11 protein-coding genes are annotated in these 13378 nt (G+C 71.0%); 7 read left to right on the top strand and 4 right to left on the bottom strand.

The genetic code is table 11. The features are described from left to right. Positions 1–4: 4 nt before the first annotated feature. The gene (gene xseA / locus BR70_RS0100740) at positions 5–1240 is read right to left on the bottom strand and encodes an exodeoxyribonuclease VII large subunit (protein WP_027464513.1); all 1236 of its coding nucleotides are present in this window, start codon (positions 1238–1240) and stop codon (positions 5–7) included. A gap of 126 nt (positions 1241–1366) precedes the next feature. Between xseA and BR70_RS0100745 the strand changes: the two genes are divergently transcribed. Next, positions 1367–2431 carry a 4-hydroxy-3-methylbut-2-enyl diphosphate reductase gene (locus tag BR70_RS0100745; protein ID WP_081827167.1) on the top strand — a complete coding sequence of 355 codons (1065 nt, stop codon included), beginning with the start codon at positions 1367–1369 and terminating at the stop codon, positions 2429–2431. Then, on the top strand, positions 2428–3177 hold the full coding sequence (locus BR70_RS0100750; protein ID WP_027464515.1) for a DUF6264 family protein: 750 nt from the start codon (positions 2428–2430) through the stop codon (positions 3175–3177). The genes BR70_RS0100745 and BR70_RS0100750 overlap by 4 nt, the downstream gene beginning before the upstream one ends. Before the next feature lie 593 nt (positions 3178–3770). On the opposite strand, the gene BR70_RS0100755 is transcribed toward BR70_RS0100750, so the two are convergent. Further along, on the bottom strand, positions 3771–5030 hold the full coding sequence (locus BR70_RS0100755) for a M18 family aminopeptidase (RefSeq protein WP_027464516.1): 1260 nt from the start codon (positions 5028–5030) through the stop codon (positions 3771–3773). Between the two features lie 105 nt (positions 5031–5135). Further along, on the bottom strand, positions 5136–6164 hold the full coding sequence (fbaA, locus tag BR70_RS0100760; RefSeq protein WP_027464517.1) for a class II fructose-bisphosphate aldolase: 1029 nt from the start codon (positions 6162–6164) through the stop codon (positions 5136–5138). 159 nt (positions 6165–6323) lie between these two features. On the opposite strand from fbaA, the gene glpX reads away from it, so the two are divergent. Beyond that, a complete protein-coding gene (gene glpX, locus BR70_RS0100765; RefSeq protein WP_017886722.1) occupies positions 6324–7313 on the top strand; it encodes a class II fructose-bisphosphatase in 990 nt (329 codons plus the stop codon). A gap of 145 nt (positions 7314–7458) precedes the next feature. On the opposite strand, the gene BR70_RS0100770 is transcribed toward glpX, so the two are convergent. Continuing rightward, a complete protein-coding gene (locus tag BR70_RS0100770) occupies positions 7459–8721 on the bottom strand; it encodes a DNA recombination protein RmuC (RefSeq protein ID WP_027464519.1) in 1263 nt (420 codons plus the stop codon). A gap of 190 nt (positions 8722–8911) precedes the next feature. Between BR70_RS0100770 and iolC the strand changes: the two genes are divergently transcribed. Genes iolC through iolB form a run of 4 tightly spaced genes read left to right on the top strand, consistent with a single transcriptional unit; the run spans position 8912 to position 13374 of the window. Beyond that, complete coding sequence (iolC, locus tag BR70_RS0100775; RefSeq protein WP_027464520.1) at positions 8912–9952, top strand: 5-dehydro-2-deoxygluconokinase; 1041 nt, start codon at positions 8912–8914, stop codon at positions 9950–9952. Then, positions 9945–10934: a class I fructose-bisphosphate aldolase gene (locus tag BR70_RS18845; RefSeq protein WP_035807563.1), complete on the top strand. Its 990-nt coding sequence runs from the start codon at positions 9945–9947 to the stop codon at positions 10932–10934. The genes iolC and BR70_RS18845 overlap by 8 nt, the downstream gene beginning before the upstream one ends. After that, positions 10931–12442: a CoA-acylating methylmalonate-semialdehyde dehydrogenase gene (locus BR70_RS0100785; RefSeq protein WP_027464521.1), complete on the top strand. Its 1512-nt coding sequence runs from the start codon at positions 10931–10933 to the stop codon at positions 12440–12442. The genes BR70_RS18845 and BR70_RS0100785 overlap by 4 nt, the downstream gene beginning before the upstream one ends. A gap of 8 nt (positions 12443–12450) precedes the next feature. Next, positions 12451–13374, top strand: a complete 924-nt coding sequence (gene iolB / locus BR70_RS0100790; protein WP_027464522.1) for a 5-deoxy-glucuronate isomerase — start codon at positions 12451–12453, stop codon at positions 13372–13374. The last annotated feature ends 4 nt before the right edge of the window (positions 13375–13378 follow it).

Below are 13378 nucleotides of genomic sequence, written 5' to 3' on the forward strand. Positions count from 1 at the left end.
GTGGTCAGGAGCCGTCCGGGCCGGGGTCGTCCGGTTCGAGCGTGCCCGTGGCCGTGCCGGCACCGAGCGTGACGTGCACCGGCGTCGCGCCGGACAGGTCGTCGGTGCCGCGGACGACACCCCCGTCGGCACGCTGCACGATGGCGTATCCGCGGCGCAGGGTGTCACGGGGCGAGAGCGCGCGGAGGCGGGCGGTCAGGTGGCCGACCTCGGAGTGCCCGCGTTCGAGCCGGCGGTCGAGCAGTTCGCGGGCACGGGACAGGTCGCGCGCGACCTCTTCCGCACGGGTGTCGACGAGCCACGCGGTCGACGCCAGGGCCGGCCGCGACCGCAGCGCGGCGAGCCGGTCGGCCTCGACCGACAGCGTGTGCGAGAGCCGCAGCCCGAGTCGGGCGCGGGCCGCCCGGACGTTGGCGAGTTCCTCGGCGACGTCGGGCACGACGCGCTTGGCGGCGTCCGTCGGGGTCGAGGCGCGCAGGTCGGCGACCTCGTCGAGGATCGGGCGGTCGGCCTCGTGCCCGATCGCCGAGACGATCGGGGTCGACGCCGAGGCCGCGGCACGGACGAGTCCTTCGTCGCTGAAGCCGAGCAGGTTCTGGAAGTCACCGCCGCCGCGGGCGATGATGATGACGTCGACCTCGGGATCGGCGTCGAGCTCGAGGATCGCCGCCGTGACCTCGCCCACGGTCCGTTCGCCCTGCACGGCCGTGTGCACGGTGCGGAACTCCACCTGGGGCCACCGCAGCTGCGCGTTCCGCTTGACGTCCTTCTCGGCGTCGGAGTCCTTGCCGGTGATCAGACCGATGCGATGCGGCAGGAACGGCAGACGGCGCTTGCGGGACGGGTCGAACAGCCCTTCCTCGGCGAGGGTGCGACGGAGGCGCTCGAGGCGTTCGAGCAGGTCACCGAGGCCGACGTGCTTCATCTCGACGACCTGCATGGTCAGCGAGCCGCCCTTGACCCAGTAGTTCGGCTTGAGCGCGGCGACGACGCGGTCGCCCTGCTTGATGTCCGCCGGCACCCGGGAGCGCACGCTCGACCAGATGGAGAACGACACGGTGGCGTCGACCTCGACGTCCTTGAGCTTGCCGTACACGTTGCCGCCGGCGACGTTCCACTGCGTGATCTCGCCCTCGACCCACGCCGTGCCGAGCCGGTCGATCCAGTCGCGCAGCTTCGCGCCGAGGAGCGCGACCGGCCACGGGTTGTCGGCCGTCGGCGGGCCCTGTTCGATCGCCATGTCGCTCCTTGTCCTGCTGGGACGTCCATCGTGCCCGAGACCGGTGACAGGGGACGGCCCTCGTGTTCTCCACAGGCGCCCCGCGCGCCCAGGTCGCGTGCGTGCTGCTCACCTATCATCAGGGACGTGACGATCACCAACGGCCACACGGTCCCGCTCGCCCCGCCGCGTGTGCACGCGGCACGGGGCCGACTGCGTGACGAACCGGTCGCCGGCCCCAAGAAGGTGCTGCTCGCGGCACCCCGTGGCTACTGCGCCGGGGTGGACCGCGCGGTCGTCGCGGTCGAGAAGGCCCTGGAGCAGTACGGCGAGCCCGTCTACGTCCGCAAGCAGATCGTCCACAACGTGCACGTGGTGTCGACGCTCGAGCAGCGCGGTGCCGTCTTCGTCGACGACGTGGCCGAGGTCCCCCGGGGTTCGCACGTCGTCTTCAGCGCCCACGGTGTGTCGCCGGCCGTCGTCGCGGGTGCCGCCGAGCGCGACCTGCACGCCATCGATGCCACCTGCCCCCTCGTCACCAAGGTCCACCGCGAAGCCACCCGGTTCGCCAAGGCCGAGCGCACCATCATCCTGATCGGGCACGCCGGCCACGAAGAGGTCGAGGGAACGATGGGGCACGCCCCGGACCGCACGATCCTGGTGAACGGCCCCGACGACGTCGCCGCCCTGTCGGTCCCCGACCCGGACAACCTCGTCTGGCTGTCGCAGACCACGCTCAGCGTCGACGAGACGATGGAGACCGTGCGGCTGCTGCGCGAGAAGTTCCCGGCCATCCAGGACCCCCCGTCGGACGACATCTGCTACGCCACCCAGAACCGCCAGGTCGCGATCAAGAAGGTCGCGCCCGGTGCCGACCTGGTGATCGTGGTCGGCTCCGCGAACTCGTCGAACAGCGTCCGTCTGGTCGAGGTCGCGCTCGAACACGGTGCGCGGGCCGCCCACCGTGTCGACTACGCGGAAGAGATCCAGCAGGAGTGGCTCGACGGTGTCGAGACGGTCGGCGTGACCAGCGGTGCGTCCGTGCCGGAAGAACTCGTGGCCGAGGTGCTCGAGCAGCTCGCCGACGCCGGGTACGCCGCCGTCGAAGAGGTCGTCACCGCGCACGAAGACCTGATGTTCTCGCTCCCCAAGGAGCTCCGCACCGACGCCTCGGGCAACCCGACGCGCGCGCTCGGCGGGCGTCGGGCATGAGCGGCGCGGACGGCTGGACCTCGGTCCCGCGTCGCGACCCGGCGAACCTGGTCGACGCCGGTTCCGGTGCCGGCCAGGAGGCCCGGGGTGCGTCCCCGACGTCGGCCGCCGGTTCCGTGGACGACCGGCCCCAGGGCCGTCCCGCACCCGGGTACGGCGAGTACGCGCCAGAGGGGTGGGTCAACCCGGTCCTCGTCGAGCAGGAACGCCAGGAGCGTGAGCGTCAGGCACGGGAACGGCAGGACCAGGCCTCCGCCGCCGGCGCGCGTGACGCTGCTCCGAGCGACGGCGTCCACGGCGACCGCGCCGGCACGGATGCCCGCTCCGGGGCGATCCCTGCCGGGGCACAGGGGTCGATGGCCCGCAGCCGGTTCGGCCGCACGCCCGCCGACTTCGTACTCACCGTCGGGCTGCTCGCCTTCGGGCTCGTCTCCGTCGTGCAGTCGCTGTCGGTCGGCAAGGTCGCCTCGACCGTGCGGCGCACCCTCGAGGCCCAGTACACGGCCCTGAACGACCCGAGTGCCCTCAGCACGGCCGCCGCCGTCGCCGCGATCACCAACGTGGTCGTCTTCGCCCTGGTCGCCTGGTGGTCCATCCGTCGGCTCCGAGCACGGAAGCGGACGTTCTGGGTGCCGCTGGTCGGAGCCGTCGTCGCCACGGCGATCAGCGTGATCGCGTTCGTCGTCGTGGTCATGCAGGACCAGGCCTTCGTCGACTTCATGCTGCGGCAGTCCGGCGGCGCCTGACCGCCTGACCGCCGGGTTGCTCGCGGTGCCGGCCTCCGCGCGCCGAGTGGTCGCAACACGCCGCGGGCCCGCTGTCGAGTGGTCAGAACGTGTCGTCCGGGACCGGCGCGAGCGACAGCTCGTGACCTCTCGGCCCTGGGCGCGCGGGGAGTCGTGACCTTTCGGCAGCCCGTCCGTCGGCCAGTCGCGGTGTGGTGCCCTTTCGGCGAGCGTGGCCAGCCTCGCGGGCGCGCGCAGCCCCGACTGCCGGGTGGTCGCAACACACCGCGGGCCCGCCGTCGAGTGGTCAGAACGTGTCGTTCGGCACCGGCGCGAGCGACAGTTCGTGACCTCTCGGCCCTGCGCGCGCGGGGAGTCTTGACCTCTCGGCAGCCCGTCCGTCGGCCAGTCGCGGTGCGGTGCCGTTCCGGCGAGCGTGGCCAGCCTCGCGGGCGCGCGCAGCACCGACTGCCGGGTGGTCGCAACACACCGCGGGCCCGCCGTCGAGTGGTCAGAACGTGTCGTTCGGCACCGGCGCGAGCGACAGTTCGTGACCTCTCGGCCCGATGCGCGCGGGGAGTCGCGACCACCCAGCAGCCGACGCCGCCCGGAGGTCAGCCGGCCAGGAAGGCGGCGACCGCTCCGTGCAGGGCAGCCAGGTCGTCGACGTGCACGAGCTCCCGGATCGAGTGCATCGACAGCAGCCCGACGCCGATGTCGATCGTCGGGATCCCGAGCCGCGTCGCCGCGATCGGGCCGATGGTCGAGCCGCCGGGGATCGTGTTCACGTTGACGAACGGCTGCCACGGCACACCGGCGGTCTCGCACGCCGCTGCCCAGACGGCCTCGCCCTTCGCCTCGGTCATGTAGCGCTGGTTCGCGCTGATCTTCAGCAGCGGTCCGGCTCCGGGGCGCGGACGGTTCGTCGGGTCGTGCTTCTCCGGCTGGTTCGGGTGCACCAGGTGCCCGGCGTCGCTCGACAGCAGCCACGACGCACGGAACGCCCTTGCGGCCTCTGAGCGGGTGGCGCCGAGGCCCTCCTGCACACGGCCGAGGACGTCCTCGAGGAACGGACCACCGGCACCGGACGGCGTCGACGACCCGATCTCCTCGTGGTCGAACGCCGCGAACACCGGGATGTGGTCACCGTCGGTCGGAGCGTCCACGATGCCCCGGAGCCCGGCGTGCACGCTCGTCAGGTTGTCCATCCGGCCGGACGCCAGGAACTCCCGCTCGATGCCGATCCGGGCCGGCGCCTGGGTGTCGGCGAGGAACAGGTCCCACGACACCGCACCCTCGCCGAGTCGGGCACGCAACCACGACATCACGTCCGTCCCGCCGGCGTCGCCGTCGACCCCGACGATCGGCAGGGTGTGGCGCTGGCGGTCGATCTCCTTGCCGTCGTTGACCCCACGGTCCAGGTGGATCGCCAGGTTGGGGATCCGGGCGACCGCGTCGGTGCTGACGAGCCGCACGCTGCCGTCGGCGTCGACGACCCGGCCGGCGATCCGCAGGTCGCGGTCGAACCAGGTCGACAGGAGCGCGCCGCCGTAGACCTCGACGCCCAGCTGCTCCCAGCCCCCGGTGCGCACGCCGGGGTTCGGCTTCACGCGGAAGCCGGGGGAGTCGGTGTGGGCGCCGAGGATCCGGAACGGCGTCGTCGGGCCGGCACCGTCGGGCAGGCGCCACGCGATGACGGCGCCGTCGCGGACCACCACGTACGCACCGGCTTCGGTCGGCCAGGCGTCGAGCTCGGACAGCTCGGTGAACCCGGCAGCGACGAGACGGTCCCGGGTCGCCGCCGCCGCGTGGAACGCGGTGGGCGACTCGGTGACGAACTGGGCGAACTCGGAGGCGATGGCGTCGACGGTCACCCGCCCATCGTGGCACGCGGTGGAGGCGACCCGACGCAGAACGGGGCGCGTCCGTCGGACGCACCCCGTTCCTCCAGGCCGGTGGACCCGACCGGACGGACCTGCTCAGCCCTTGGCGTGACCGGCCGAGCCGAGGACCTTCGCGGCCTCGACGACGCGGGCCGCCATGGCGGTCTCGGCGACCTTGCCCCAGGCGCGGGGGTCGTACTGCTTCTTGTTGCCGACCTCGCCGTCGATCTTCAGGACGCCCTCGTAGTTGCGGAACATCGAGTCCGCGATCGAGCGGGTGAACGCGTACTGCGTGTCCGTGTCGATGTTCATCTTGATGACGCCGTTGCGGACAGCCTCGTGGATCTCGTCGTCGGTCGAACCGGAGCCACCGTGGAACACGAGGTCGAGGGGGTTCTCGCCCGTACCGTGCTTCGAGGCGACCGACGCCTGGATCTCGCCGAGGAGCTCGGGGCGGAGCTTGACGTTGCCCGGCTTGTAGACGCCGTGCACGTTGCCGAAGGTGAGCGCCGCGATCCAGCGGCCCTTGTCGCCCAGGCCGAGCGCGTCGACGACCTTCTCGACGTCGTTCGGGGTGGTGTAGAGCGCGTCGTTCGTGCCCTCGTGCTGGACGCCGTCCTCTTCGCCGCCGACGACGCCGATCTCGACCTCGAGGATCGCGTTGATGTTCCGCGTCTTCTCGATCATGGTCTTCGCGATCTCGATGTTCTCGTCGAGCGGCACGGCCGAACCGTCCCACATGTGCGACTGGAAGATCGGGTTGCGACCCTGCCGGACCTCTTCCTCGCTCGCCGTGATCAGCGGCAGGACGAAGCCGTCGAGGGCGTCCTTCGGGCAGTGGTCGGTGTGCAGCGCGACCGTGATGTCGTAGTTCTTGGCGACCTCGTGGGCGAACTTCGCCATCGCGAGGGCACCGGCTGCGCGGTTCTTGATCGTGTGGCCGGCGAAGTAGTCGGCACCGCCCGTCGTGACCTGGAGGATGCCGTCGGAACCGGCTTCCTGCAGGCCCTGGAGGACCGCGTTGATGGTCTGCGAGGAGGAGACGTTGACCGCGGGGTACGCGAACTTGCCCGCCTTCGCGCGTTCGATCATCTCGGCGTACTGTTCCGGCGTTGCGATGGGCACGTGGATCTCCTTCGACTTCGGTGATGTCCCCGCCGATCGTAGTCAGCCGGACTGGAGGCGCGGTCCGGGTTACGCGGTCGGCTCACGTCCGGCGTGCACATGCGTGCACGGGCCCGGTGTCCGGACCGCGGGTCGGCCGCCGGTCGGTAGGCTCGGGTCGTGACTCCCACTACGGAAACCGGCTCCCTGTTCCTCCAGCCCGACCGCAACCTCGCGCTCGAGCTCGTGCGTGCGACGGAGGCCGCCGCGATCCGTGCGCAGCCGTGGGTCGGGCGTGGTGAGAAGAACCTCGCCGACGGCGCCGCGGTCGACGCGATGCGCAAGTTCCTCGGCACGGTGAACTTCGACGGCGTCGTCGTCATCGGTGAGGGCGAGAAGGACAACGCCCCGATGCTCTACAACGGCGAGCACGTCGGCAACGGACACGGCCCGGCCTGCGACATCGCGGTCGACCCGATCGACGGCACCTCGCTCACCGCCGCCGGCCGCCAGAACGCCATCTCCGTGATGGCCGTCTCGGACCGCGGCTCGATGTACGACCCCTCCGCCGTCTTCTACATGGACAAGATCGCCGCCGGCCCCGAGGGTCGCGGTGTCCTGGACCTCGAGAAGCCGATCGGTGACAACATCCGCGCGCTGGCGAAGGCCAAGGGCAAGGACCTCGAGGACATGGTCGTCGCCGTGCTCGACCGCCCGCGCCACGACGAGCTGATCCGCGCCATCCGCGCGACCGGTGCCGGCACGCGACTGCTGCTCGACGGTGACGTCGCCGGTGGCATCGCCGCCGCCCTGCCCGGCTCGACGATCGACATGTGCGTCGGTGTCGGCGGCACCCCCGAGGGCATCATCACGGCGTGCGCGATCAAGGCGCTCGGCGGCGTGATCCTCGGCAAGCTCCAGCCGAAGGACGACGAGGAGCGCGAGCGCGCCATCGCCGCCGGCCACGACCTGGACAAGGTCCTCGACCAGGACGACCTGGTCACGGGGGACAACACGTTCTTCGTCGCCACCGGCGTCACCGACGGCGTCCTGGTCGACGGCGTGCGTCGTTCGCGCGGCGTCATCCACACCGACTCGCTCGTGCTCCGCTCGCGCTCGAACACGATCCGCCGCATCCAGGCGGACCACCGTGCGGAGAAGTGGTTCTGATCCGCACGCGGTCCTGATCGGCGCGGATCCGCGCTGAACCACTGCAACCCGTCCGAACCACGCGATCCCGTGGTTCGGACGGGTTTCCGTTGTGCGGTGCGGTGCGGTGCGGTGCGGTGCGACGGTGCGGTCCGGTGCCGCGCCGTCAGTCCTCGTCGACGGCGCCGACGAGCTCCGGTGCCGTGAGCAGCCGCGGCTCGTCCTCGATCGAGGACGGGTCCGCGATGACCTTCGACTCGTCGAGCAGCGACAGCCGACGGGCGCTCGGCAGCACCTGGCGCTCGAGGGACCCGACGAAGCGGTTGTAGTCGACGACCGAGCCCCGGATCGAGCGGCCGAGCTTGTCGACGTGCCCGGCCATCGTGGACAGCCGGCCGTAGAGCTCGCGGGAGACCTTGAAGAGCTCGTGCGCCTCTTGCGACACGACGTCCTGCTGCCACGAGAACGCCACGGTCTTGAGCACCGACCACAGGGTCACGGGTGAGGCGAGGGCGATGCGCTTGCGGAAGGCGTGGTCGAGCAGCCCGGGGTCGGCGGCGAGGGCGCTCGAGATGAGCGACTCGGACGGGATGAAGGCGACGGTGAGCTCGGGTGAGGCGTCGTACCCGGTCCAGTACTCCCGTGCGGCGAGGGCGTCGACGTGCGCGCGGAGCGCCTTGACGTGCTGAGCGATGAGCTGGACGCGTCGTGCTGCCTCGGCGCCGGTGGCGGTCGCCGGGATCTCGGCGGCCTGCAGGTAGGCGCTGAACGGCACCTTGGCGTCGACGGCGATGGTCTTGCCGCCGGGCAGGTGCACGACCATGTCCGGCCGGGCGGAGCCGACCGCGGTGGTGACGGAGGACTGCACGTCGAAGTCGACCCGTTCGAGCAGCCCGGCGGCCTCGACCACGTTGCGCAGCTGCGTCTCGCCCCAGACGCCGCGCGTGCTGTTCGACGACAGGGCGCTGGCCAGGGTGTCGGCGGTGGCACGGAGGCGCTCTTCGGACTCGGCGGCCGACCGGAGCTGCGCCGACAGCGCGCCGTACTGCTCGCTCCGCGACTGCTCGAGCTCGGCGATCTTCGTGCGCATCACGTCGAGCGTCTGCGCCACGGGACTGAGCGCGGAGAGCACCTTCGACTCGTTCTGGTTGCGGGCCGCGTCGACGCCGTGCATGCGCTGCACCAGGTGCTCGAGTTCGGCGGAGCGTCGTTCGAGCGAGTCGACCTGGCGGCGGTACTGCGTGTCCTGGGCGTCGAGGCGTTCCTCGGCGTCGCGCCGCACCGCCTCGAGCTGGCCGCGCAGGGCCTCGGCCGTCGCGCGGGCCGACGCGGCGTCGACGCCTGCGCGCGAGCGGGCGAGCGACCAGGCGACGACCGCACCGACGCCGATGCCGATCACGAGACCGATGACCAGGGCGAGGATCTGCATGTCGCGACCCTGGCAGAACCCACCGACACCGCGCCTCCCGGCACTCCGGCGCGCCCCGCAGAACCGGCGTGACCGGCGCCTCGCGACCCGCGTGACGGACCTCGGAATCCATGTCATGACATTAGGGCAAAGAGGGTGTACAGTCGTGATCGTCCGCCGATGAAGCCGCACGGAAGGTCCACCGCGTCGCATGACGAACCAAGCTCCCCACGCCTACGACGTGATCACGATGGGACGCGTCAGCGTCGACATCTACCCGCAGCAGACCGGCCCCCTCGAGGACGTCTCGACCTTCTCGAAGTCCGTCGGCGGCAGCGCCACGAACGTCGCCATCGCCGCTGCTCGCCACGGCGCGGACGCCGCGGTCATCACCCGGACGGGCAACGACCCCTTCGGCCGGTACATCGCCCGCACGCTGCCCGAGTACGGCGTCGCGAACGCCTTCGTCGAGACGGTGGAGGGGCTGAACACCCCCGTCGCCTTCTGCGAGATCTTCCCGCCGGACGACTTCCCGCTCTACTTCTACCGGGCCCCGAAGGCGCCGGACCTGATGATCACGGCGAAGTCCCTGCCGCTGCACGAGATCGAGCGCGCGAAGATCTTCTGGACCACGGTGACCGGCCTCAGCGAGGAGCCGAGCCGACAGGCGCACCACGTGGCGTACGAAGCCCGGTCCGCCGCGCAGAACAGCACGAAGACCCACACCGTCTTGGACCTGGACTACCGGTCGATGTTCTGGTCGAGCCCCGAGGCCGCCACGCGCGAGGTCGCGATCGCCCTCGAGCACGCCACCGTCGCCGTCGGCAACCGCGAGGAGTGCGAGGTCGCGGTGGGGGAGACCGACCCGGTCCGCGCCGCCGACGCCCTGCTCGACCGCGGTGTCGAGATCGCGATCGTCAAGCAGGGGCCGAAGGGCGTGCTGGCGAAGACCCGCGACGAGTTCGTCGAGTTCCGTCCGCACCACATCGACGTCGTGAACGGGCTCGGCTCGGGCGACGGCTTCGGCGGCGCGCTGACCCACGGACTGCTGCAGGGCTGGAGCCTCGAGCGGATCCTGGCGTTCTGCAACGCAGCCGGCGCGATCGTCGCGACGCGGTTCGAGTGCTCGACGGCGATGCCGACGAGCGACGAGATCGAGCAGTTCCTGACCGACAACCCGGCCGAGGGCACGAACCACACGGGTGAGACGTACACGGGTGAGACGAACACCGAGGAGAAGACCCATGCCTGAGCTCAGCCCCGCTGACTTCCAGCGCCTCCGCGACATCCGTGCCGGCCAGCCAGACCTGGTGCGTGCCACGCTCGACGCCCGCCGCAAGCGCTCCCTGCTCGCCGACGACGGCAAGCTCTTCATCGTCGCCGCCGACCACCCCGCACGCGGCGCGCTGGCCGTGCGCGACGACGAATCCGCGATGGCCGACCGCTACGACCTGCTCGAGCGGCTCGTCACGGCCCTCGGCCGTCCGGGGGTCGACGGGGTGCTCGGTACCCCCGACATCCTCGAGGACCTCGCGCTGCTCGGCGCCCTCGACGGCAAGGTCGTCGTCGGGTCGATGAACCGCGGCGGACTGCGCGGCGCCACGTTCGAGATGGACGACCGGTACACGGCGTACTCGGCGCAGGCGATCAAGGACTCCGGGCTCGACTTCGCCAAGCTGCTGGTGCGCATCGCCCTGGAGGACTCGGGCACCGCGCCGACGCTCGAGGCCACGGCCCGCGCCGTCAGCGAGGCCGCTGCGCTCCAGCTGCCGATCATGCTCGAGCCGTTCATGTCCGAGTGGCGGGACGGCCGGGTCGTCAACGACCTGTCGGCCGACGCCGTGATCACCTCGATGGCGATCGCTGCGGGACTCGGCGAGTCCAGCGCCTACAGCTGGCTCAAGATCCCCGTCGTCGACGACATGGAGCGCGTGATGGCCGCGACGACGCTGCCCACGCTGCTCCTCGGCGGCGACCCGGCTTCGCGCCCGCTGGAGACGTACGCCAAGTGGGCGGACGCCCTGGCCCTGCCCGGAGTCCGCGGCCTGGTCGTCGGACGCACCCTGCTCTACCCCTCGGACGGCGACGTCGCCGCCGCCGTGGACGTCGCCGCCGGTCTCGTCCACAGCCAGGAGGCCCGGGGCGGGTTCTCCACAGATGCCCACGACCCAGCCGCTCGGCTCGCGGGCGCCACCACCATGGACTCGTCCATCTCGGAAGGAAGCAACGCATGACGCTCACCGACACGACCACCACCACCGTCGGGCACTGGATCGACGGCAAGCGCGTCGAATCCGCGTCGGGCAACACCGCCCCCGTGTACGACCCGGCGCTCGGCGTCGCGACCAAGCAGGTCGCGCTCGCCGACGAGTCCGAGATCCAGGCGGCCATCGGCAGCGCCAAGGCGGCGTTCCCCGGCTGGAGCAACCTTTCACTGGCCAAGCGCCAGGCGATCCTGTTCTCGTTCCGCGAGATCCTGAACCGCGACAAGGCCGAGCTGGCCGAGATCATCACGAGCGAGCACGGCAAGGTCATCGACGACGCCCTGGGTGAGATCGCCCGTGGGCAAGAGGTCGTGGAGCTCGCCACCAACATCCCGAGCCTGATGAAGGGCGAGTTCTCCGACCAGGTCTCGACCGGCATCGACGTCTACTCGATCCGCCAGCCGCTCGGCGTCGTGGGCATCATCAGCCCCTTCAACTTCCCGGCGATGGTGCCGCTCTGGTTCCTGCCGATCGCGATCGCCGCGGGCAACACCGTCGTGCTGAAGCCGAGCGAGAAGGACCCGTCGGCCGCCATCTGGCTCGCCGAGAAGTTCAAGGAGGCCGGGCTGCCCGACGGCGTCTTCAACGTGCTCAACGGCGACAAGCTGTCCGTCGACGGCCTGCTCACCAGCGACGACGTCGAGTCGATCTCGTTCGTCGGCTCCACGCCCATCGCGCAGTACGTCTACGAGACCGGCACGAAGCACGGCAAGCGCGTGCAGGCCCTCGGCGGCGCGAAGAACCACATGCTCGTCCTGCCCGACGCGGACCTCGACCTGGTCGCCGACAACGCGATCAACGCCGGCTTCGGTTCGGCCGGTGAACGCTGCATGGCGATCTCGGTCGTCGTCGCCGTCGAGCCGGTGGCGGACGAGCTCATCCAGAAGATCAAGGACCGCGCGGCGACCCTGCGCATCGGCGACGGTCGTCGCGGGTGCGACATGGGGCCGCTCGTCACGAAGCAGCACCGTGACAAGGTCGCCTCGTACATCGAGGTCGCAGAGCAGGACGGTGCGGTGGTTGTGGTGGACGGCCGCACCGTCCGACCCGACGGCGACGAGAACGGCTTCTGGCTGGGTCCGACGCTGATCGACCAGGTGCCCACCACCAGCCGCGTCTACACCGAGGAGATCTTCGGTCCGGTGCTGAGCGTGGTGCGGGTCGCCACCTACGAAGAGGGCCTCGAGCTCATCAACTCCGGCGCGTACGGCAACGGCACCGCGATCTTCACGAACGACGGTGGCGCCGCCCGACGGTTCCAGCGCGATGTGCAGGTCGGCATGATCGGCATCAACGTCCCGATCCCGGTGCCCGTCGCCTACTACTCGTTCGGCGGCTGGAAGAACTCGCTGTTCGGCGACCACAAGGCGTACGGTGCCGATGGCGTGAGCTTCTTCACCCGTCAGAAGGCGATCACGAGCCGGTGGCTCGACCCGTCGCACGGCGGCATCAACCTCGGCTTCCCGTCGAACAACTGACCCGCAGCATGGCGAACGAACAGCACCAGCACGACCAGTGGTTCATCCCGGCGGGCTCCCGGCCCGAGGCGGGCTGGACCGACGTGGTCGACGGTCGCATCGAGGGGTGGGCGCACACCGGGCTCCGGACCGGCGCGCTGACCGACGGGGGCGAGCTGCGCCTCCCGGCCGACGCCGTGGAGCGCATCGTCGTGCCGCTCGCCGGGTCGTTCCACGTGACCCACTCGGGCGCTGCCGGTGACGGCGAGCAGACCCTGCAGGGGCGGGAGAGCGTCTTCGACGGCCCCACCGACGTCCTGTACCTGGGCTCGGGCTCCGCGGCCACCATCACCGGCAGCGGCCGGTTCGCCGTCGCCGAGGCGCCCACCGACACCGTCAAGCCGACCACCTACCTGGCCCGGCCGGACGTGCCGGTGGAGCTCCGCGGCGCCGGGCAGTCGAGCCGTCAGGTGCACAACTTCGGCACCCCGGCGGCGCTCGACGCCGTCAAGTTCATCGTGTGCGAAGTGATCACGCCGGCCGGCAACTGGTCGTCGTACCCGCCCCACAAGCACGACACGAACGTGCCCGGTTCGGAGTCGAACCTCGAGGAGATCTACTACTACGAGGCCGCGGTGTCCCGTGGGCTCGAGTCGATCGCGCCCGAGGCCGCCGACCCGTTCGCCCTGCACCGCACGTACGCCTCGGACGACCGCGCCATCGACGAGTTCCGGCAGGTCCGGACCGGCGACGTCGCCCTGGTGCCGTACGGCTGGCACGGTCCGGCGGTCGCCGCTCCGGGCTACGACATGTACTACCTCAACGTGATGGCCGGGCCCGACCCGGAGCGCGTCTGGAACATCACCGACGACCCCGCCCACGGGTGGGTCCGGCAGGCGTGGGCATCGGAAGCGATCGACCCACGACTGCCCTACGAAAGGAAGCAGGCGTGACCAC

Source organism: Curtobacterium sp. UNCCL17 (assembly GCF_000686685.1).
Taxonomy (GTDB): domain Bacteria; phylum Actinomycetota; class Actinomycetes; order Actinomycetales; family Microbacteriaceae; genus Curtobacterium; species Curtobacterium flaccumfaciens.

Excerpts from the sequence above, each read along its gene's own strand:
- xseA (WP_027464513.1), bottom strand. The coding sequence starts at position 1,240 with ATGGCGATCGAACAGGGCCCGCCGACGGCCGACAACCCGTGGCCGGTC.
- iolB (WP_027464522.1), top strand. The coding sequence starts at position 12,451 with ATGGCGAACGAACAGCACCAGCACGACCAGTGGTTCATCCCGGCGGGC.
- BR70_RS0100750 (WP_027464515.1), top strand. The coding sequence starts at position 2,428 with ATGAGCGGCGCGGACGGCTGGACCTCGGTCCCGCGTCGCGACCCGGCG.
- BR70_RS0100785 (WP_027464521.1), top strand. The coding sequence starts at position 10,931 with ATGACGCTCACCGACACGACCACCACCACCGTCGGGCACTGGATCGAC.
- iolC (WP_027464520.1), top strand. The coding sequence starts at position 8,912 with ATGACGAACCAAGCTCCCCACGCCTACGACGTGATCACGATGGGACGC.
- BR70_RS18845 (WP_035807563.1), top strand. The coding sequence starts at position 9,945 with ATGCCTGAGCTCAGCCCCGCTGACTTCCAGCGCCTCCGCGACATCCGT.
- BR70_RS0100770 (WP_027464519.1), bottom strand. The coding sequence starts at position 8,721 with ATGCAGATCCTCGCCCTGGTCATCGGTCTCGTGATCGGCATCGGCGTC.